We start from the raw sequence: 22,163 nt of genomic DNA, 5'->3' as shown, positions 1-22,163 counted from the left end.
CACTAAAAGAAGAATAATTAGGAGGCGATTCGATTGATAAAAAATATTGGAATAGTAGGTACTGGTGTGATTGCTACGGAGTTTGTGACACAAATCGATACGTCAAAATATACCATTCACTCAGTGTACAATCGAAACGAAAGATCTTTACGCACATTTAGAGAAACACATAATCTTCATAACGGGTATACTGATTACAATGAATTTTTGGATGATGACCAACTAGAGTGTGTTTATATCGCTACACCTAATCAAACACATTATGATTATGCAAAAAAAGCGATTGAAAAAGGAAAACATGTCTTATGTGAAAAGGTGATGGTGTTAACATCGGAAGAAGCAAATGAATTGTTTGCATTAGCTAAAAAACATCATGTTGTTATCTTAGAAGCAGTCACGTTATTCTACATGCCAATGTTTCATGAAGTTAGTCGCTTTCTAAAGGAAAATACTTTAGGAAAAATTAGTGCAGCTAATATTACGTTTGGTAGCTGTAAAGAATATGATGTTAATAATCGCTTCTTTTCATTAGAAAAAGGCGGTGGGGCTTTATTTGATATTGGGCCATATGGTCTATCTGCAGCGGTATATCTTTTAGGAACAGATATTGAGTTAGTCTCATCTGAGGTTGTAATGGCTCCAAGTGGTGTTGATGAAAAATCTGTGACAGTTTTAAAAACAGCTAATAATGAGTTAGCTAGTGTGACCTTGTCATTTAGAGGGAAATTACCAAAACAAATTTTAATTACAGGTGATGAAGGTTATCTAAAAATTGATGATTTTCCAAGAGCAACTACAGCTGAAATATTCTACAATAATGGAACAACTCAAGTCATTGAAGACGGAAATGATAGAGATATCTTCACTTATGAGATGGACATGTTAAATCATTTGGCAAGTGAAGCTGATTTGGGTCATGTACCAGATTGCCGAGAAGTTACTCAACGCGTCATCGGATTAATGGATGGTATGAGACGCGAGTGGGGATGGGAATTATCTTAATCAAATCAAAAGGAGGGAGACCTCCTTTTTTTGTTGGCTTAAAATCCTTTTACCTTTTTTACGCAAGTAAGTATGCTATAATATTTAGGAAATCATGTAAAGAGTAGGAGAAGATGAATGGAAGGAATTATTCCTCTATGGAAACCACGAGGCATGACAAGTCATGATTGTGTCTTCCAGTTACGAAAAATATTAAAAACTAAAAAAGTTGGTCATAGTGGTACGCTAGATCCAGATGTTGATGGGGTGTTACCAATTTGTGTTGGAAAAGCGACCAAAGTTGTCGAGTATTTGCAAGAATCTCACAAAGTTTATGTAGGTGAAATTACATTAGGTTTTTCAACAGAAACAGAAGATGCGAGTGGAGAAGTGGTAGAGAAAACGCCTTTAGTGTCTCCTTTAGCTGATAGTAAAATAGACGAAGCAATGCAGTCGATGATTGGTGAGATTAAACAAATTCCTCCTATGTATTCTGCAGTAAAAGTGAACGGTAGAAGATTATATGACTACGCTAGAAAAGGTGAAACCGTTGAACGTCCTGTCAGGCAAACCGTTATTCATCAATACAAACGCATCACTCAACCTGAATTTTCAGAGAGAGAGCAAATACAATCTTGGCGCTTTGAAGTTGATTGTGGCAAAGGAACCTATGTCAGAACGTTAGCTGTAGATACAGGTGAAAAATTAGGGTATGCAGCGCACATGTCTGATTTAACAAGATTATCAAGTGGAGGATTTACTGCTAAAGAAGCCATCACGTTAGAACAAATTAAAGAAAAGGTTGAAAACAATCAAAGTTTAGATATTTTTTATCCGCTTGAACGAGCAGTTGAATCTTTTCAAAGAAAGAATTTAACTTTAGAAGAATACCAACTAATAAAAAATGGTTTAGTTATGCCGACATCATTTTTTTCAGATTATGATAGCGAACAACTTATTGCGTTATTTTTTGATGAACGATTAGTTAGTTTATATGGCAAACACCCAAGTAAACCAGGGATGTTTAAACCAATTAAAGTAATACGAAACGATTAAAGGAGTACAAAATATGCAAATTATCAATATACACCATCCCTATGATCCAAATAAATTACCTAAAGATGAGGTGGTTCTAGCTTTAGGTTTTTTTGATGGAGTACATAGAGGACATCAGGAAGTCATTAAAACAGCTAAACAGATAGCTGATAAGAAACATCTTAAACTAGCAGTGATGACATTTAATCACCATCCAGCTGTGGTGTTTCAAAAGATTGATCATAAAAAAATGAAATATATCACGACAATAGAACAAAAAGAAGAACGTATGAGACAACTTGGCGTGGATTATTTATATGTCATTGAATTTACGTCTTCTTTTGCCAACCTTTCACCACAAGCTTTTGTCGATGAGTACATGGTTGGCTTACATGCTAAAGTTGTTGTTGCTGGATTTGATTATACATACGGTAAAAAAGATGTGGCTAATATGCGCATATTACCAGAGTATGCTAATAACCGATTCGAGGTAGTAGAAGTTGAAAAATTAAGTGACAATGAAGAAAAAGTGAGTTCTACGGCTATTCGAGAATGTATGAAAATTGGCGACATGCGTGCAGCCAATAAATTACTGGGTTATGCATATGAGACAACTGGGATTGTGGTTCATGGTGATAAACGTGGTAGATTGTTAGGATACCCAACTGCTAATATAAAAGTTCCATCGTTTGCTTTATTACCAACAGGCGGTGTTTATGTTGTGAGAATCAAAGTAGCAAACAAATGGTATATGGGAATGGCTCAAATAGGCTATAATATCACATTTGAAAGTAATCGACCAATGACAATAGAGGTCAATATTTTAGATTTTTCTGATGACATTTATGGTGAACAAGTGAGTGTTGAATGGTTACATTTTTTACGTGGCGAGAAAAAATTTGACAACGTAGAAGGATTAATCGCGCAACTAACACAAGATGAAGAAGACACAAGGAAGTATTTCAAACAAGTAGGAGGACTAGTATAATATGACGTCTGCTTATATCCACATTCCTTTTTGTGAGCATATTTGTTTTTATTGTGACTTTAATAAAGTGTTTATTGAAGGGCAACCTGTGGATGAATACATTGAAGCGTTACTAAAAGAGATTAAACTCACCCAGCAAACTTACCCATCTGATAAAACAGAGACCATCTACATAGGTGGTGGGACCCCGACTTCTTTATCAGCCAAACAACTAGATAGATTGTTGAGTGGGATAAAAGATTTACTCCCCTTTGACCCAAATGATGAGTTTACCGTTGAGGCCAATCCTGGTGATTTGACACTTGATAAGATTAAAGTACTCCAAACGCATGGGGTGAACCGGTTATCAATGGGAGTTCAAACCTTTGATGACAGGTTACTAAAAAAAATTGGACGAAAACATTCTGCTCAAGACGTTTTTGATACGATGAATTTATTAGAAAAAGCGGATTTTTCTAATGTGAGTATTGATTTAATTTATGCCTTGCCAAACCAAACGATGGAAAGTTTTGAAGACACATTAGATAAAGCATTGGGATTAGACTTACCTCACTATTCAATGTATTCTCTTATCTTAGAAAATAAGACGATGTTTTATAATTGGGCAAGACAAGGCCGACTTCATCTGCCTGGCATTGATGTCGAAGGAGATATGTTTGAGCGTGCAATTGAGCGGATGACGTTAGCAGGAAAGCACCATTATGAAGTGAGTAATTTTTGTGAGCCTGGAAAAGAAAGTCGTCACAACTTGGTTTATTGGAATAATGAACACTACTATGGTCTAGGCGCAGGAGCCAGTGGTTATTTAGGGAATATTCGCTATAAAAATCACGGGCCTATCCAACATTACCTAGAACCATTAAGAGAAGATAAGCTACCAACTATAACAACGGAAAATCTAACCATCAAACATCAAATGGAAGAAGAGATGTTTTTAGGGCTTCGTAAAAAACAAGGCGTGTCTTTGGAACGTTTTGAGGAGAAATTTAATCAGACGTTTGAAACGGTTTATGGTGAGATTGCTACACAGTTAATGGATGATGGGATGTTACAAGTGAAAGACTCATTTATGTCGTTAACAGATAAAGGGTTAATTTTAGGAAATGATGTTTTTGAGAAGTTTTTACTAGAAAAATAAGATTAAAACAGTCTAAAGTGAAAAAATTAGGCTGTTTTTTTGTTATTCTCTTTTTTTTGACAAAATAAAGTGACAATTGTTTGTGATAATCTTCTTATTTTTGTAGGATAATGAAGACAAATCCTTTATACATCAAGTATTTTATCGTTATTAAATAAAAATTAGCACTCGATTGAAAAGAGTGCTAAAAAAGAGGTGCTTTTAGTTGACAAAAAAAATAATCCTTGATATATTTGATAATGTAGTTAGCACTTAATAGAAATGAGTGCTAATAAGGAAGGTGATTCGCATGTTGAGTAGTAGACAAGAACACATCTTGCAATTGTTAGTTCAACTCTATACTGAAACAGGACAACCTGTAGGATCGAAGACCTTGATGAATAATGGGATTACTGTTAGTTCAGCAACGATTCGAAATGAGTTATCGAAATTGGAAGATTTTGGTCTTATTCAAAAAATGCACACGTCTTCTGGTAGAATCCCCTCAATGCAAGGGTATCGTTATTATGTCGATCATTTGATGGACGCAAGTACGATAAGTTCTACTGATGTTCAACATATCAGACGATTATTTAATCGAAAATTTAATGCTACAAATGAGATTATTGAGTGGTCGGCTAATATTTTATCAGAGTTGACTAGCTATACTGCTTTTTCACTAGGACCTGAAGTAAAAGAAAGACGACTGACAGGGTTTCAAATTGTACCATTAAATGCTAGGCAGTTGATGGCGATTATTGTGATTGATGAAGGATATGTTGAGAGTCAAGTGTTTTCAATTCCACACTCAGTATCAACTGAAGATATCGAAAAAATGATTCGAATAATCAATGATCGATTGTTGGGAGAGACACTTTTGACAGTTTACCACAAACTTCGAACAGAGATTCCTTTGGTACTCCAACGTTACTTTAGTAATTCAAGTAACATCTTGTTCTTGTTTGAAGATGTGTTTAATCAAGCATTTGATGAACAAATCTATGTTGGTGGCGGAATGAACCTACTTAGTTCTGAAGCTATAACAAACCCAAACGAGTTTCAATCAGTTTATTCTCTTATCAGTGATACAGACAAATTAACGGAGTTACTTATCTCTGATACAACGGGGAAAATTGATATTAAGATTGGAGAGGAACTAAACAATGACTTGTTACAAAACATGAGTTTAGTTACAGGGTCATACGATGTTTTTCAACGAGGTAAAGGTTTAGTAGCTGTTTTAGGACCTGCTAACATGTCCTATTCGAAACTGTTAGGAGTAATGGATGTTTTGACGGATGAGCTTTCTAGACATCTAGAAACATATTATCGACATTTGGAAAATAGTGGAGAGTGAAAGGAGACTGACATAAGTGAAAAAAGATGAATCAGTTGATAACGTAGTTGAGGAAGAAAAAAAAGACAACGAAGCAACGGTAGAAAATAATGATGCTGTTGAAACAGAAGAAATAATAGAAGAAACAGACTCTGAAGAATCTATCGAAGAAAAACTTCAAGAAGATTTGGATAAGATGGAAGATCAGTTCTTAAGAGCTCAAGCTGAGATTGCTAATATGCGAAATCGACATAAAAAAGAACGCGAAGAGGCATCTAGATATCGAGCGCAAGAACTAGCAAAAGAATTACTACCAGCCCTAGATAACTTAGATCGTGCGTTAGCGATTGAAGTGAGTGATGAGCATGGTGAAGCAATGAAAAAAGGAATCGAGATGGTTCGAGAAAGTATGTTACATGCTTTTAAAGAGTCAGGAATCGAAGAGATTAAAGCTGAAGGAGAACCGTTTGATCCTAATTTACATCAAGCAGTTCAAACTGTTCCAGCTGAAGATGGACAAGATTCTGATGTGATTGTTCAAGTGTTGCAAAAAGGTTATGTTTTACATGAACGTATTTTACGACCTGCAATGGTGGTTGTGACACAATAATATACATTTAACTTTTAAAAATAAATTAATTAGACAAAGGAGATCTTTAATATGAGTAAAATAATTGGTATTGACTTAGGAACAACAAACTCTGCAGTAGCTGTATTAGAAGGTGGAGAAGCAAAAATTATTACTAACCCAGAAGGTAACCGTACAACACCATCTGTTGTATCATTTAAAAATGGAGAAATCCAAGTAGGTGAAGTTGCTAAGCGTCAAGCAGTAACAAACCCAAATACAATTTCTTCTATTAAACGTCATATGGGTGAACCTGGATATAAAGTAGAAGTTGAAGGAAAAACATATACTCCACAAGAAGTTTCAGCGATGATTTTACAATACATCAAAGGGTTTGCTGAAGATTATTTAGGAGAAAAAGTGGATAAAGCAGTTATTACAGTTCCTGCTTACTTTAACGATGCACAACGTCAAGCAACTAAAGATGCTGGTAAAATCGCTGGTTTAGAAGTAGAACGTATTGTTAACGAACCAACTGCAGCAGCTTTAGCTTATGGTTTAGATAAAACTGACCGTGACGAAAAAGTATTAGTGTTTGACTTAGGTGGTGGTACATTTGACGTATCTATCCTTGAACTAGGTGATGGCGTATTTGATGTATTATCAACTGCAGGTGACAACAACTTAGGTGGGGATGACTTTGACGAAAAAATCATTGACTACTTAGTAGAAGAATTCAAAAAAGAAAATGGCATTGACTTATCTAAAGATAAAATGGCAGTTCAACGTTTGAAAGATGCTGCTGAAAAAGCTAAGAAAGATTTATCAGGTGTAACAAGCACTCAAATCAGCTTACCATTTATTACAGCTGGAGAAGCTGGACCACTTCATTTAGAGTTAAACTTAACTCGCGCGAAATTTGATGAATTAACATCTGACTTAGTAGAAAGAACTAAAATTCCAGTTCGCCAAGCAATCAAAGATGCTGGTATTTCAACTTCAGAAATCGATGAAGTTATCTTAGTTGGTGGATCTACTCGTATTCCAGCAGTAGTTGAAGCAGTAAGAAAAGAAACTCAAAAAGAGCCTAACAAATCTGTTAACCCTGATGAAGTAGTAGCGATGGGTGCTGCTATTCAAGGTGGGGTAATCACAGGTGATGTGAAAGACGTTGTATTATTAGACGTAACACCATTATCATTAGGTATTGAAACAATGGGTGGCGTGTTTACTAAATTAATTGACCGTAACACAACAATCCCAACAAGTAAATCACAAGTCTTCTCAACAGCAGCAGACAACCAACCAGCCGTTGATATCCATGTATTACAAGGTGAACGTCCAATGGCAGCTGACAACAAAACATTAGGAAGATTCCAATTGACAGATATTCCTGCAGCTCCACGTGGTGTGCCACAAATCGAAGTATCATTTGATATCGATAAAAACGGTATTGTTAACGTAAGTGCGAAAGATTTAGGCACTCAAAAAGAACAAACTATTACAATTAAATCTTCTTCAGGTTTAACAGATGAAGAAATTGAACGTATGGTGAAAGATGCCGAAGCAAACGCTGAAGCTGATAAAGAACGTAAAGAAGAAGTTGATTTACGTAATGATATCGATGCTTTATTATTCTCAGTTGATAAAACTTTAGGCGAATTAGAAGGTAAAGTTGATGCTGATGAAGTGAAAAAAGCAGAAGATGCTCGTGATGAATTAAAAGCAGCTGTAGAAGCTAATAATATTGAAGACATGAAAGCTAAACGTGATGGATTAAATGAAATCGTCCAAGCTTTGACTGTTAAATTATATGAACAAGCAGCAGCACAACAAGCACAAGAAAATCCAGAAGCAGCACAAAGTGGCGCGGATGATGTGGTTGATGCAGACTTTGAAGAAATCAACGACGACGAAAAATAATGTGAGTTAAGAAAAAAGCCAAAGCATTGTGCTTTTGGCTTTTTCTCTTGATTATTACGAGAAAACATTCTAAATTTGACTAAATTGTGGTATGATTTAAACGAATTTAGAGGTTTTAGAAAAAATGGAGGGTTAGTTATATATGGCCAAAAGAGATTATTATGAGGTTTTAGGAGTATCTAAAACAGCAACAGATGATGAAATAAAAAAAGCCTATCGTAAACTATCCAAAAAATATCATCCAGACATAAATAAAGAAGCCGATGCTGAAGAAAAATTTAAAGAAGTCTCTGAAGCATTTGAGGTATTAAGTGACGCACAAAAACGTGCAGCTTATGACCAATATGGCCATGCAAGTACTGATCCTAACTTTGGTGCTGGTGGTTTTGGTGGTGGAGACTTCCAAGATTTTGGTGGTAGTTTTGGTGGGTTTGAAGATATTTTCGAATCATTCTTTGGCGGTGGAGGACGTTCAAGTAATCCTAATGCGCCAAGACAGGGTTCTGATTTACAGTACACATTAGATTTAACGTTTAATGAAGCTGTTTTTGGACTTGAAAAAAACATTCGTTATAACCGAGAGGATGAGTGTGCAACTTGTCACGGTAGTGGGGCTAAACCAGGAACACATCCAGAGAACTGTCCAAAATGTCATGGTTCAGGTGTGATCAATGTTGAAAGACAAACACCGCTTGGTCGTATGATGAGCCAACAACCATGTGATGAGTGTCAAGGAACTGGAAAAATCATCAAAGAAAAATGTGAAACATGTCATGGTGCTGGTCGCATGATTAAATCACATTCTGTTAAAGTCACTGTTCCAGCAGGAGTTGAAGATGGTCAACAAATGCGTCTTTCTGGACAAGGTGAAGCAGGATATAATGGTGGACCTTATGGTGATTTATATGTTGTCTTTAGTGTAGAAGATAGCCCGATTTTTGAAAGAGATGGTTCTGAAATTTATTATGATCATCATATTACATTTGTTCAAGCAACATTAGGTGATGAGATTGAAGTACCTACTGTCCATGGTCGCGTCAAATTAAAAATTCCAGCAGGCACTCAAACAGGAACAACCTTTAGATTAAAAGGTAAAGGTGCGCCAAAACTTCGTGGTAACGGAAATGGTGACCAACAAGTTACTGTGACGGTTGATACACCAACTAAATTAACAGAAGACCAAAAGAAACTATTGCGTCAATTTGCAGAGTTAAATGGTGAAAAAGCTGCAGTGGAGCAAGAAGAAGGTTTTTTTGATAAAGTCAAAGATGCTTTTTCTCAAAATCATAAGAAAAAGAAAAAATAAAGTGAATAAAAAAAGTAAAACCGTTCTGCTGTTTTACTTTTTTTGTTTTTACTTGAAAAAATTGTGCAAAGCACGTATGATGTGTTATTAGATAGTAATGTTTACGATTTAACAGAAAGTAGGGACTGTATTTATGAAGCGTATGGCAAAAATAATCTTAGGATTATCTTTAGTTGGATTACTTGTTGCTTGTGGTAAACAAACCACACAACAGAAAAAAGATGACGATAAATTACATATTGTCACGTCTTTTTATCCAATGTATGATTTTGCAAAAAAAGTAACAGGAAATAAAGCTGATGTGACTGTATTGACGGAAGCCGGTGTTGAGCCACATGATTATGAACCAAGTGCAAAAGACTTGGCAAAAATTCAAAATGCTGATGTTTTTATTTATAATTCAAATGAAATGGAAACGTGGGTAAGAGATGTTTTGGCATCAATTGATACCAAAAAAGTGAAAGTGATTGAAGCAAGTCAAGGGATTGATTTAATGGAGGCCTCTGAAGAAGATGAACATGAAACAGAAGATTCACACAATCATCAACTAGACCCACACGTGTGGTTAGATCCAGTATTAGCAAAAAAAGAAGTGGAAACCATCACAAAAGGTTTAGTTGAAGTAGACACGCCTAATAAAGATAGTTATGAAAAACAATCAGCTGATTTTATTAAAAAACTAGATGAGTTAAATCAAGCTTATGTTGATGCGACAAAAGATGCTTCCCAAAAAACATTTGTTACACAACACACTGCCTTCTCTTATTTAGCGAAGCAATATGGGTTAAAACAGGTTGCTATTTCTGGTATTTCACCAGATCAAGAGCCAACGCCTAAAGACTTAAAACATATTGAAGACTTGGTGAAAAAAGATAATATCAAGATTATTTATACTGAAAGTAGTGCCTCATCAAAAGTCGCTGAAACAATCACTAGTGCTACCGGAGCGACACTTTCAGAGTTAAATCCATTAGAAAGTTTAACTCAAAAGCAAATGGATGATGGAGAAGATTATTTGTCTGTTATGTATACAAATTTAGATCATTTAAAATTAACTATAAAATAAACGATGGAAGAGGCTGACCCAAAAGTCTCTTTACAGAAAACAAGCATTCCAAAATGAAACCTCTCATTTCAGAATGCTTGTTTTTTCGTGATCTCTTACTAATATTCTTCCTATTTTTTCTCAGTTCTCTTAAATTTAGTGCCATTAACACAAATCCCAGCTCCTGTGAAGTCTTATCTTTTCCTCTTACAGAGAATCGATTGAATGCCAAATTAGCCTTCAGATTTCCAAAGGCTGGTTCAACATCTATTTTTCTTTGACGGTATATTTCTCCTGTGACATCCTCTTTCAAAAGCTCTCTTACATGAGCCTTAAAATATTCCCAATTCCCATTTTTTTGAATCACTCGATTTTTACTACTCTTCGCACGAGTACATAATGCTCTAACTGGGCAATTTAAACAAGACTCACATTCATACATTTTAAGTTGTCTTTTGAATCCAGATTTATCCACTCGAGTAGAGTAATTTCTAAATTTGACTTCTCTATTATTCGGGCAAATATAAGTATCTGCCAATTCATTATAAATCCAGTTATCTGGAATAAATGGATTTTGTTTGTATTTTTTAGTGTGTTCTTTCTGATACATTGTATAAGTAATTAATGGAGTTCTTTCAAAATCATCTAAAATTGCTTGATAGTTTTCTTCACTACCATAACCTGCGTCAGCCACAATGTATTTAGGTAAGTCAAAATAAGATTTCTTGATAGTATCTAAGAAAGGAATCATTGTTTTAAAATCCGTTGGATTTGAAAATGTTTCATATGCTAAAACGTATTGATGATTGGTTGCAATTTGAACGTTATATCCAGGTTTTAACTGACCATTCATCATGTGGTCATCTTTCATTCTCATAAAAGTGGCATCATGATCTGTTTTAGAGTAGCTATTTCTACCGTTATAAATATCATGTTGTTCTTTATATTTTTTCTTTCTATAGATAAAGTTAGAAAAAGCTTTCAATGCTTTTTTAGGCTCTTTACGCTCAGAACGAAGTTCTTTTCTCTCTTGAACATCTGAAGTATTTTCAATTTTAGTACTTAAATCACTTACTTTCATTTCCAACTCATCAATGATTTGTTTTAAATTTTCTGTGTTTAACTCATCATCTTCTGAACAAATAGATGGAATAATTTGCTCTTCCACAAGTTGTTGATAATAGGACTTTGACTTCTCTCTCAAAGATTCTTCATAACGTTGTGTGCTCTTTTTCCAAACGAAGGTATATTTATTTGCGTTGGCTTCTAACTTTGTTCCATCAATAAAAATAGCTTCTTCATCAATTAATTGTTGAGAAACAAGCTGATTTCTAAATTGAATAAAACATTCTTGAAGTATCGGTTGAACCAGTGGGTTCACTCTGAATCGATTAATTGTTCTGAAGTTAGGTGTCTGTGATTGCGTTAACCACATGGCACGAATGCTATCTTTAGACATAGCTTCTATCTTTCTTCCTGAAAAAATAGATTGAGTGTAGCCACACAGAATAAGCTTCAACATCATTTTTGGATGATAAGACGAACTTCCCATTCGATGCTCAAAAACTGAGAACACATCCACAGGGATACTTTCTACTAATTCATCAATCGCAAAAGCGATATCATTTTCTTCTAAATAAATATCTAAATTCAGTGATAAAGTAACCTGTTTCGTGTTATAATTCTTATACATAAATAGCACTCCTTTTAATTTGGTTTCGTCACTTTAATTATATAGGATAGTGCTATTTTTTACGTCAAAAAAGGAAGAAAATCGAAAAAAGATTTTCTTCCTTTTAGTTTATTCTAGAGACTTTTGGGTTAGCCTCTTTTATTGTTTTTTTAAACCCTTTCACTGTAAAATAAGGCGATGGGAGAGGGTATGTCATGAAAAAAGGAAGTAGTAAGTTAAAGGGTATGATACTGGCTATTATGGGAGGTGTGTTTTGGGGGGCTTCAGGCGTTGTAGCCGAATATTTAATGTCTTCAAAACATATTTCTGCAAGTTGGTTAGTGGGCATAAAAATGATGGTTGCTGGTTGTTTGATTTTACTGTATCAAATTGGAAAAGGAAATAAAGATAGCCTCTCACCCTTAAAAGATAAACAAGAATTGATTCAGTTGATTATTTTTAGTGTGTTAGGTGTTCTTGGATTGCAGTATTCTTTTTTTAAGGCTATACAGGTAAGCAATGCATCAACGGCTACCATTTTACAATATTTATCACCGATATTGTTAGTTATTTTTTTTATTATAGAAAAACGAGAATTACCAAATAAATTAAGTTTAGTCAGTATAGGTATTTCGTTGGTAGGTACCTTTTTACTTGTCACCAAAGGAAATATTAATGAATTGGCGATATCACCTATGGGGTTGTTTTGGGGGTTGTTGTCAGCATTTTTGGGTGCATTTTATATTATTCAACCAAGAAAATTAATGGAAAAATATGGGACAACCTTAATTATCGGATGGGGAATGTTAATTGGCGGTTTGGCGTTTCAAATTTATCACCCCGTTTGGCGAGATGTTCCTACTATGACACCAGGTGTTCTACTAGGTATTTTGGTGATAGCTATTATAGGGACTGTTTTTTCATATATTTGTTTATTAAAGAGTACTGAGTATATTCCACCGCAGTTTTCAAGTTTACTGACATCCTTTGAGCCATTAAGTTCAGCATTATTTTCTGTCTTATTTTTAGGATTGGTATTGAAACCGATTGAAATTATCAGCATGTTTTTAATTATTTTTTCGGTATTTTTATTATCAAGGTGTGATGTTTAACGAATAAAATCAAGTCTATTTATATTTTAGGTAAAATAGGCTATAATTATTAGCAAGATGTCATAAAGCTAACAAAACATTGCTTTTTTGAAAAAAGAATTGGAGGAAGATGTATGTCTAAACAACAAATTGGTGTTGTCGGTATGGCCGTCATGGGAAAAAATTTAGCACTAAACATTGAAAGCAGAGGGTACACTGTTTCTATTTTTAATCGTACTTCATCAAAAACAGAAGAAGTGATTAAGGAACATCCTGACAAACATTTAGTAGCAACTTATTCGATAGAAGAATTTGTTAATTCTTTAGAAACACCACGTCGAATTTTATTAATGGTTAAAGCAGGGAAAGCAACTGATTTAACGATAGAAAGTTTGCTTCCATACTTAGATGAAGGAGACGTTTTAATTGACGGAGGGAATACTTATTTTAAAGATACTATCCGTCGTAATGAAGCTCTTGCAACTTCTGGTATTAACTTTATTGGTACAGGAGTTTCTGGTGGTGAAGAGGGAGCATTAAAAGGCCCTTCTATGATGCCTGGTGGACAAAAAGAGGCATATGAATTAGTTGCACCAATCTTTGAACAAATTGCAGCGAAAGCCGAAGACGGAGAACCATGTGTGACTTATATTGGCCCAAATGGTGCTGGTCATTATGTAAAAATGGTACACAATGGTATTGAATACGGAGATATGCAGTTAATCGCTGAGTCATATGATATTTTAACTCGCGTGCTAGGATTATCTGTAGAAGAAGTGGCAGATATCTTTAAAGAGTGGAATGCCGGGGAACTTGATAGTTACTTAATTGAAATTACGTCAGATATTTTAACGCGTAAAGATGATTTAGGTACAGGTAAGCCAATCGTTGATGTTATTTTAGATGCAGCTGGGAATAAAGGAACAGGAAAATGGACAAGTCAAAATGCTCTTGATTTAGGTACACCACTACCACTTATTACTGAGTCTGTATTTGCCCGTTATATTTCTGCTTTAAAAACAGAACGTGTAGCCGCAAGTGAGATTATCCCAGCACCTCCAGTGAAAGGATTTACTGGTGATAAAAAAGAATTTGTAGAAAAAATTCGTCAAGCGCTATACTTCAGCAAAATCATGAGTTATGCGCAAGGTTTTGCACAAATGCGTATGGCAAGTGAAGAATATGGTTGGGACTTAAACTATGGTAATATTGCTAAAATATTTAGAGCAGGATGTATCATTCGTGCGCAATTCTTACAAAAAATTACTGATGCTTATGAACGCAATCCAGAAATCAAAAATTTAATTTTAGATGATTATTTCTTAGATATTACTACAAAATACCAACAGTCTGTGCGTGACGTCGTAGCGTTAGCTGTAGAAACTGGTGTCCCTGTACCAACTTTTTCATCAGCTATTTCTTATTATGATTCTTATCGTACAAAAGATTTACCAGCTAACATTATCCAAGCACAAAGAGATTACTTTGGTGCACATACATATGAACGTAAAGACCGTGATGGCGTGTTCCATTATGATTGGTATGGCGAAGAAAATAAATAATGAAAAAAACCAGTTACTAGTTTAGGGACTGAACCCCTAAAATGAGACAGTAATAAAAACACCTATGCGATTACTTTTTTCCGATAGTCAACTGGAGATAAGTAGTCGTATTTTTGTTGAATTCTTTCTTTATTATAATAGTTGATGAAATTTTGTACAGTTTCAATTACACTAATTGTAGAGCTTCCAAGCTCTGGGTGTAATGAGAACGTTTCAGACTTTAGGATGGAATGAAACGATTCTATTGGAGCATTATCTGCAGGAGTCCCTTTTCGGGACATACTTCTGGTAATGCTCTTTTCTTTTGTTGCGTGATAATAAGCATATGAAGTATACACAGAACCTTGATCCGAATGAAGTATACATTTATCTGGAAGTTTAGGTAATTTATTTAGTGTGTCTAAAACACAAGATATGTCCTGTTTTTCACTTATTGTATAAGAAAGTATTTCTCCATTAAACAAATCCATAATGCTAGAAAGATAGAGTCTTTTAGGACCATAATCAAGATAAGTGATGTCTGTTGTTAGTTTTTCTAGTGGCTTACTTGAACTAAAGTCTCTATCAATTACATTAGTAGTGGGTTTGTCAAGTTAAGTGTGTAAGTAATTTTAAATAATAATAGAACGACAATTTGACAATGAGTCGTCCTGTGATAATCTTCGAGGATAAGAGGGCATTTTTAATAAAGCTCTTGTCCCGATAAAAATTCACAGGACGAGAGACTCGTTGTCAAATTATATATATCCAACCTATTTTGATTAGTACCGATTATATTTTTCAACTCGTTTTGAAAAAGAATCATTAACAGTTAATTGATTAAGCACCATAGCCCAATTGTGAACGTGTCCACCTTCCCATTTACTTTGAAGTTCTTTTACTCGAAGATATAGCAGCTTAAGAAGGGCATTCTCATTAGGGAAAGCGCCTTTTTTAGTTACCTTACGGAAACTTGAATGAACACTCTCTACAGCATTTGTTGTGTACATTATTTTTCGAATAGCTGATCCATAATCAAATAGTTGTTCAACATGTTGAAAATTTCTTTTCCAAACATCAACAGCTCCTGGATAAATAGCCCACTTTGTTTGAAAGGTATCAAAAGCTGTTTGAGCAGCCTTTAAAGAAGAAGCGCTGTAAAAAGACTTCATATCCTTACAAACTTCTTTATAACTCTTACTTGGTACATAGCGAAGGGCATTTCTAACTAAATGAACTAAACAACGTTGAACCACAACGCCTGGGAAAATAGCTTTAGCACCATTTTCAAGTCCTGATACGCCGTCCATTGAAATAAATAGAATATCTTCAACTCCACGCTCTTTAATCTCATCAAAAATCTGCATCCATCTGTTTTTTGATTCTGTTTGATTTAACCAAAGGCCTAAAATTTCTTTATTTCCTTTTAAATCATAGCCAAGAATTGTATACACTGCACATTCTTTCACTTCATAATTTTCTCTTAGAGTGACATACATACAATCAACAAACAAGAAGGCATAGCATTTGGCCAGAGGTCTGATTTGCCATTCCTCAAGTTCTGATAATATTTGATCTGTGATATCCGACACCATGTCATGAGAAATAGTAAAGCCATAAATATCTTCAATTGTCGAGGCAATATCTCGTTGACTCATGCCTTTGGCATACATAGAAAGAACTTTACTTTCAATACTTGAAACGTCTTTGCTTCTTTTAGGAATAATTTCTGGTTCAAAAGAAGCATCTCTATCTCTTGGAACCTGAATGTCTAATTCACCGAAACTTGTTTTTAACTTTTTATTTCCATATCCATTCCGTCTGTTTTGAGTTTCTTTTTCTTGTCTTGACTGATTCTCATAACCTAAATGATTATCTAATTCTCCACGTAGCATAGCTTCAAACATCGGTCCAAAAACATCTTTTAAAGCTTCTTGCATATCTTCAACCGATTCTGGTTGATAGATGTCAATAATTGATTGAGCTAACTTCGCTGATTTTTGGTCTCTTTTCTTTTTAGCCACAGCTTCTCACTCCTTTAATCTATTGTAAAAAAAGAAAAACCGCGAAGCAACCCACTACCTAGGATGGTAGGTTACTTACACAGTTTATATTACACTCTCTTAGTAGTTTTAAAATAAATAGAACCAGGACGTTTTTCTTTCTTTATTTTCACCTGACAACTCCATCCATATTTTTGCATAATACGCTGAACAACTTTATGATTCACTTTTATCTTTTTACGAAGTAAAAAAGTGATTTTTCGATAACCATAAGTGAACTTGTTTTCTTTACACAGCTGCTCAATCATTTTAATTCGATTATCGGCAACATATTCTTTCTTAGACCAACGATAGTAAGTACTTCTAGCTATCCCAAAATAGTGACATAACCATGTTATAGATAGTTTTCCTTTATAAGAATCAACTAAATTTATGAATACTTCTTTTTCCACATCCTTTCCAACTCCTTGTATTTTTTTAAAACATCAATTTCCTGTTTCAAGTACTTGTTTTCTCTTTCTAGAACTTCTAAAGGTGAAAAGTGTTCATTACCTTTTCCATAAGTATATTGTTTTCCCACACCTTGAGAGAATCGATAAGATTCTCCATTTCTATACCATTTCCACCATGTTTTCACCTGAGTTTTATTCCGAATGTTGAGTTTATTCATAATTTCTGATGTTGTTTTACCTTCAAGTTTCATTTTTATAGCTTCTTCTTTTACTTCTACTGGATAAGCAATCCTTTTAACCATAAAAAATACACCTCCGTTAAATTCATTTTACATGAATTCAACAGGGGCGTTTTTATATTTGTCTCATCTTTTGGGGTCAGTTCCTTTAATAGTGACTGGTTTTCTTTTTCTTATTTTAATACCCATTCGTTAATGGCATAAGCAACGCCATCTTCGTCGTTAGTTTTTGTGATTTTATCAGCAATTTTTTTAACACTATCTAAAGCATTACCCATGGCAACGCCAATTCCAGCATATTCAATCATGGATAGGTCATTTTCGTTATCTCCGATTGCCATAACTTCATCTTGTTTGATGTTTAAGTGTTCTGCTAATTCTTTTACTGATTCGCCTTTAGTTGCTTTAGGATCAAGTATTTCTAAGTAGTAAGGCGCACTTTTAACAATGGAGAATCTATCATAAAATTCTTGTGGGATTTTTTTAATTGCTGCATCCAAAATGTCTTCATGATCAATCATCATTGCTTTGACAAGTTTGATGTCTTTAGTCATTTCATTAACAGGTTTATATTGTAATGGAATACCTGTGATAGTAGCTTCATTAATGGTATAAGGACTGATGTCTGAATTGGCTGTGTACATTGTATCAGCATCTTGAACGTGAAAATGCACGCCTAATTTTCTAGATAATAATTCGACATCTTGATAATCCTCTAAAGACAATGAGTGTCTCAAAATTACTTCTTTTGTACCAGCGTTTTGAATCATGCCACCATTATAAGTGATGATAAAGCTATGATCATTTTCAAGGCCAAGTTCTTTGACTAAATCGATGACACCAATAGATGGTCGACCAGTTGTTAGTACAATATCTATCCCTTGATCAGATGCTTTTTTTATTGTTTCTTTTACTGCTGGTGTAAGTTTTCTTTCAGAATCGACTAGTGTTCCATCGATATCGATTGTTACCATTTTAATTCCCAAAATATGACACGTCCTTTTTAATTATTTCTCCATTTTTTATTGATTGATTAAACGTATTAATGGAGTCTTCAAATAAAGTATAGTTGTCTAACGTCCCTGATGCAAGCATTTCATTAGGGAAATAAAAACGTTGATCGCCTTTTGTTTCTCCAGCGATTGCGTGAACTAACTCACTCGCACTCGCTAATTCAATCAATTCTCCATCTGGGTAAATCAACTCAATTTGTGTCTTATTTTCTGATTTTTCAGGTTTATAAAAATCATAAGGTAAATCAAAACTAGAGTTAATCGCAGTATAGTAGGTTTCGTCAAAGCCAACTTTTTCAACGAGTTCTTGTAAATCAGGAATCATCGTAAATGTATCCGTTGAAAACGTCGCTGACTTAAATGGCACACGGTTTAAAAAGCGTTTTGATAAATCAGTTAGGATGGCATCATCTGATTGACTCCACATATGAAATGCCGTAGTTAGTACCCCATCATCTAAAGCCAAATAATCTTCTAATGTAAACTGATGAGATAAGAATGGAACAAGTAGAGGAGAGGATTTTGCAAAATAATTTTTATTTTTTGTGTATAAATCTTGTGCTCGTTGCAATAATCTATCCAAGACCATTTCCATACCACGAGATACCGGATGAAAATATATTTGCATGTACATTTGATAACGACTCACGATGTAATCCTCCACAGCATGCATGCCACTTACTTTAAAAACAAGCCCACTTTTATGCGGTCTAATGACGCGTAAAATACGTGTTAAATCAAAGGTTCCATACTCTGTTCCGGTAAAATAAGCGTCTCGTAGTAAATAGTCCATGCGATCAGCGTCAATTTGACTTGAAATCAATTGAACGACTTGCTTATTAGGATAAGTTTTTGCGATCACGCTCGCTACTTTTTGTGGAAAGTCTTCTGATACTTGGCGCAAAATATGATTTATTTCGGTATGATTTGACGTGATGATGTCGACTGTAAATTGTTCATGGTTGGTTTTAAAAATAGCTTCAAATGTATGAGAATATGGCCCATGTCCAACGTCGTGCAGTAGAGCAGCACATAAGGCAATGAGTCGCTCAGAGTCGTCCCAACCATCTTCACCAAATTCATCGATACTATAGTTTCTCTTAAAATAATTGCAAATGCGTCGTGTGATTTCATACACACCAAGTGAATGGCCAAATCTTGAATGTTCAGCTGTATGAAACGTGAGTGATGTTGTCCCAAGTTGTTTAATTCGTCTCAAACGTTGGAATTCTTTTGCGTTAATCAATTCTAATATAATTGGATGTTCCACTTTGATATCGTGGTGGATAGGGTCTCTAAATACTTTTTCAATCAATTATTTAATCTCCTTTAAAATAGCATTAATGCCTTCGTTTCGTTGTTCCATTCGCAGAAACCCCTTTTGATAGGCTTCTTTTGTTTCTTTCGAGTTTATAAAAGCATCAAATGCGTTTTGTTCGTCTTGGTTAAGTGTAAATGATTCACTCACCGCTTTTAAAATAAGAGTTTGCATTGTTTCTACGCTCAGGTCATGATTTAATAAGTCGGATAGATTTTTCATAGAATCAGGATTGACTGGTGGGAAGGGTCCTTTGCCAAAGTCTGTTTTTAATCCAGCCTCATAAAATTCTTTTACTAGTTCACCACGTTTTTCTTGGTTACCATTGACGCTGATATAAATCATAATTCCTAGCCCTTTTTTTATGCGTCGTTGAGCAATCCCAGCAAATTTTTTCTGATTAATGCTTAAATCAAATTCCCCAGGACAATAGGAGTCAACGACCTCAAACGAGTCTACGGAGACATTAAAGTCAGAAAGAGCAGATGATAAAATAGATTTCATGATTTCATAGCCACTATTAATGCTTGTTTGATTTGTAAATTCTTGTGGTAAAATCATTGAAAAATTTAAAATACCTTTATCAGCTACCACAGCTAATCCACCAGAATTTCGTACAACTGGGTGGTAATGATTTTTTTCGACAGAGCGAATAGCGTCATCTAGATGTGTAACACGAGTATCTTGCATCCCTAATATTAATTGGTCGCTCATTGTCCAAAAATGAACAATAGGTATTTGAAGTTCTCCCGCGTAGTCTGCCAGTATATCGGTTAAAATAAATGGATGGTATTTTTCTTCATTTGTTAAGTTCAGTTGTTCAAATAAAACAACAGATGATTTTGACGACATATATACAACTCCTTTTTCTGTTGTCTTCATTATACCGATTCTCTCAAGAAACGAAAAGGATTTAAGAAAAATGACAATGGTTTGACAAACTATTTAAAAAAGGACAAAATAAATAAAAAGATAAAGAGGTGAAATGATTGTCTCAAAGAGAAAAAACACCAGTTAATATTTTAGTAAAAACAGAAGTAACACAAGAAAATGAATTGAAAGAATTTATCGTTGAAGTCACAGGTCATATGGTCGTCATTAATGACATCATTTATTTGCGTTATGAAGAACTATTAGAAGGAGTCGAAACAGCTGTTCCTGTCACGATAAAAATTCATCCCAATGGTGAGGTTACCTTGATTCGCTCAGGTGAAGTCAAGATGAAGCTAAATTTTTCATACGAAGAAAGACGAGAAACCACATACGCAACGCCTTATGGGATGATGCACATATCAACGATGACTAATCATTTACATATTAGTTTGAAAGACAAACCGTACTCAGGCAGTTTAATGATAGATTATGATTTATATGCTGGAGATGAAAATTTAGGAGCGTATCATTTAGTGCTAAATTATAGCGAGTCACATTAATTCATAAAATTTTAAATTGCAAAGAAACATCAGTTATTGTATGATAAAGAGTAGACTGTGAAAGGACGTGTGTCAGTTGGAAATTAAAGCTTTTGAGGGCGTAAATAAAAATGAATTATCAATGATTGAAGTTGCACATGCAATCTTAAAGCAACGTGGAGATATCATTGATTTTAGTGATTTAGTGAATGAAATTCAAAATTACTTAGAAAAAGCAGACAGTGAAATTCGTGACATTTTGCCGCAATTTTACACAGACTTAAATATCGATGGCAGCTTCATATCTTTAGGAGATAATCGTTGGGGATTACGTAGTTGGTACCCAATCGACTCAATTGATGAGGAAGTATCTGGTGTGGATGAAGATGAAGAAGAAACACCACGTCGTAAGAAACGTAAAAAAGTTAATGCTTTCATCGCAACAGATGATGATGCAATTGACTATAATGATGATGATCCAGAAGATTTAGACTTAGTAGATCATGATGACGATGATGATGAGTTGTATGAGGATGAAGAAGACGAAACAAAAGAAATTAAAGAATATACGACAGACTTATCTGAGATAGGTGCTGATAATGATGTTGATGATGATGTGCCAGAAGGTGTAGAAGAAGACTTAACTATCGTTGAAGAAGATGATTTATATGATGACGATGATGAGGATAACGAAGAATTATAATAAAAAGAGTATCGTATGATGCTCTTTTTTGCTTATCCATAGAAAAAGGAGAAAATGAAATGATCCATGATGTTGTAAATAAACTAATTTTTGTGCTTAATACGTTTTCAGTTATTATTTTATTAGTTGGTGTGGCTAAAGCAATGATAGATTTTACTAAAAATGAATTTAGTAGTGGAACTAGAGAAGAGATATCTTTAAGGAATAATCAAATAAAATTGTATCTAGGATCATATATTTTACTGAGTTTAGAAGTCTTGATTGCCTCAGATATAATAGAAACAATATTAAACCCAACGACTCAAGATATTGTGATTCTTGGAGGAATTGTTGTTATTCGCACGGCAATCTCATACTTTTTGGGAAAAGAAATTGAACAGAAAAATTTGGAGAATGACGTAGAACCTAAAAATTAAACCG

20 protein-coding genes and 2 pseudogenes are annotated in these 22,163 nt (G+C 34.5%); 14 read left to right on the top strand and 8 right to left on the bottom strand.

From position 1 onward, the window contains the following. Positions 1–33 precede the first annotated feature (33 nt). The 9 genes from JNUCC83_RS06050 (at position 34) to JNUCC83_RS06010 (ending at position 10,320) form a co-directional block, all read left to right on the top strand. Positions 34–1,002, top strand: coding sequence for a Gfo/Idh/MocA family protein (locus JNUCC83_RS06050; protein ID WP_454459164.1), 969 nt, complete (start codon positions 34–36; stop codon positions 1,000–1,002). Positions 1,003–1,119: 117 nt separating this feature from the next. Further along, the gene (truB, locus tag JNUCC83_RS06045) at positions 1,120–2,037 is read left to right on the top strand and encodes a tRNA pseudouridine(55) synthase TruB (protein WP_454459163.1); all 918 of its coding nucleotides are present in this window, start codon (positions 1,120–1,122) and stop codon (positions 2,035–2,037) included. A gap of 13 nt (positions 2,038–2,050) precedes the next feature. After that, entirely contained in the window at positions 2,051–3,004 is a 954-nt protein-coding gene (locus JNUCC83_RS06040; protein ID WP_454459162.1) for a bifunctional riboflavin kinase/FAD synthetase, read from the top strand. A gap of 1 nt (position 3,005) precedes the next feature. After that, a complete protein-coding gene (hemW, locus tag JNUCC83_RS06035; RefSeq protein ID WP_454459161.1) occupies positions 3,006–4,142 on the top strand; it encodes a radical SAM family heme chaperone HemW in 1,137 nt (378 codons plus the stop codon). Positions 4,143–4,431: 289 nt separating this feature from the next. Beyond that, the gene (gene hrcA, locus JNUCC83_RS06030) at positions 4,432–5,478 is read left to right on the top strand and encodes a heat-inducible transcriptional repressor HrcA (RefSeq protein WP_454459160.1); all 1,047 of its coding nucleotides are present in this window, start codon (positions 4,432–4,434) and stop codon (positions 5,476–5,478) included. A gap of 16 nt (positions 5,479–5,494) precedes the next feature. After that, positions 5,495–6,067: a nucleotide exchange factor GrpE gene (gene grpE, locus JNUCC83_RS06025; protein ID WP_454459159.1), complete on the top strand. Its 573-nt coding sequence runs from the start codon at positions 5,495–5,497 to the stop codon at positions 6,065–6,067. Positions 6,068–6,118: 51 nt separating this feature from the next. Next, entirely contained in the window at positions 6,119–7,948 is a 1,830-nt protein-coding gene (gene dnaK / locus JNUCC83_RS06020; RefSeq protein WP_454459158.1) for a molecular chaperone DnaK, read from the top strand. 142 nt (positions 7,949–8,090) lie between these two features. Next, positions 8,091–9,254, top strand: a complete 1,164-nt coding sequence (dnaJ, locus tag JNUCC83_RS06015) for a molecular chaperone DnaJ (protein WP_454459157.1) — start codon at positions 8,091–8,093, stop codon at positions 9,252–9,254. 142 nt (positions 9,255–9,396) lie between these two features. After that, on the top strand, positions 9,397–10,320 hold the full coding sequence (locus tag JNUCC83_RS06010; RefSeq protein ID WP_454461336.1) for a metal ABC transporter substrate-binding protein: 924 nt from the start codon (positions 9,397–9,399) through the stop codon (positions 10,318–10,320). Here JNUCC83_RS06010 and JNUCC83_RS06005 read toward each other — a convergent pair. Then, on the bottom strand, positions 10,310–11,992 hold the full coding sequence (locus JNUCC83_RS06005; RefSeq protein ID WP_454459156.1) for an IS1182 family transposase: 1,683 nt from the start codon (positions 11,990–11,992) through the stop codon (positions 10,310–10,312). The genes JNUCC83_RS06010 and JNUCC83_RS06005 overlap by 11 nt on opposite strands. A gap of 194 nt (positions 11,993–12,186) precedes the next feature. Here JNUCC83_RS06005 and JNUCC83_RS06000 point away from each other — a divergent pair, with 194 nt between their 5' ends. Both JNUCC83_RS06000 and gndA read left to right on the top strand, forming a co-directional pair. Beyond that, on the top strand, positions 12,187–13,083 hold the full coding sequence (locus tag JNUCC83_RS06000) for a DMT family transporter (RefSeq protein WP_454459155.1): 897 nt from the start codon (positions 12,187–12,189) through the stop codon (positions 13,081–13,083). Positions 13,084–13,196: 113 nt separating this feature from the next. Continuing rightward, a complete protein-coding gene (gene gndA / locus JNUCC83_RS05995) occupies positions 13,197–14,624 on the top strand; it encodes an NADP-dependent phosphogluconate dehydrogenase (protein WP_454459154.1) in 1,428 nt (475 codons plus the stop codon). Positions 14,625–14,686: 62 nt separating this feature from the next. Here gndA and JNUCC83_RS05990 read toward each other — a convergent pair. The 7 genes and pseudogenes from JNUCC83_RS05990 to JNUCC83_RS05960 form a co-directional block, all read right to left on the bottom strand. Then, positions 14,687–15,199, bottom strand: a pseudogene (locus JNUCC83_RS05990) (IS3 family transposase); the annotation flags it as partial. 186 nt (positions 15,200–15,385) lie between these two features. Next, on the bottom strand, positions 15,386–16,627 hold the full coding sequence (locus tag JNUCC83_RS05985) for an IS256 family transposase (protein ID WP_454459153.1): 1,242 nt from the start codon (positions 16,625–16,627) through the stop codon (positions 15,386–15,388). A gap of 89 nt (positions 16,628–16,716) precedes the next feature. Then, positions 16,717–16,914, bottom strand: a complete 198-nt coding sequence (locus tag JNUCC83_RS05980; RefSeq protein ID WP_454461335.1) for an IS3 family transposase — start codon at positions 16,912–16,914, stop codon at positions 16,717–16,719. 87 nt (positions 16,915–17,001) lie between these two features. Beyond that, positions 17,002–17,360, bottom strand: a pseudogene (locus JNUCC83_RS05975) (helix-turn-helix domain-containing protein); the annotation flags it as partial. Positions 17,361–17,470: 110 nt separating this feature from the next. After that, positions 17,471–18,283, bottom strand: coding sequence for a sugar-phosphatase (gene yidA, locus JNUCC83_RS05970; protein WP_454461301.1), 813 nt, complete (start codon positions 18,281–18,283; stop codon positions 17,471–17,473). Next, the gene (locus tag JNUCC83_RS05965; RefSeq protein ID WP_454461300.1) at positions 18,273–19,625 is read right to left on the bottom strand and encodes an HD domain-containing protein; all 1,353 of its coding nucleotides are present in this window, start codon (positions 19,623–19,625) and stop codon (positions 18,273–18,275) included. The genes yidA and JNUCC83_RS05965 overlap by 11 nt, the downstream gene beginning before the upstream one ends. Next, on the bottom strand, positions 19,626–20,480 hold the full coding sequence (locus JNUCC83_RS05960) for a lipoate--protein ligase family protein (protein WP_454461299.1): 855 nt from the start codon (positions 20,478–20,480) through the stop codon (positions 19,626–19,628). A gap of 137 nt (positions 20,481–20,617) precedes the next feature. On the opposite strand from JNUCC83_RS05960, the gene JNUCC83_RS05955 reads away from it, so the two are divergent. The 3 genes from JNUCC83_RS05955 (at position 20,618) to JNUCC83_RS05945 (ending at position 22,159) form a co-directional block, all read left to right on the top strand. Beyond that, positions 20,618–21,061, top strand: coding sequence for a YwiB family protein (locus JNUCC83_RS05955; RefSeq protein ID WP_454461298.1), 444 nt, complete (start codon positions 20,618–20,620; stop codon positions 21,059–21,061). A 76-nt stretch (positions 21,062–21,137) separates the two neighbouring features. Further along, positions 21,138–21,743, top strand: coding sequence for a DNA-directed RNA polymerase subunit delta (gene rpoE / locus JNUCC83_RS05950; RefSeq protein ID WP_454461297.1), 606 nt, complete (start codon positions 21,138–21,140; stop codon positions 21,741–21,743). Between the two features lie 59 nt (positions 21,744–21,802). Next, complete coding sequence (locus JNUCC83_RS05945; RefSeq protein WP_454461296.1) at positions 21,803–22,159, top strand: DUF1622 domain-containing protein; 357 nt, start codon at positions 21,803–21,805, stop codon at positions 22,157–22,159. The last annotated feature ends 4 nt before the right edge of the window (positions 22,160–22,163 follow it).

It is taken from the genome of Vagococcus sp. JNUCC 83, from assembly GCF_053667615.1.
The sequence above is the reverse complement of the archived record's forward strand: the minus strand, read 5'-3'. Positions and strand labels throughout refer to the sequence as shown.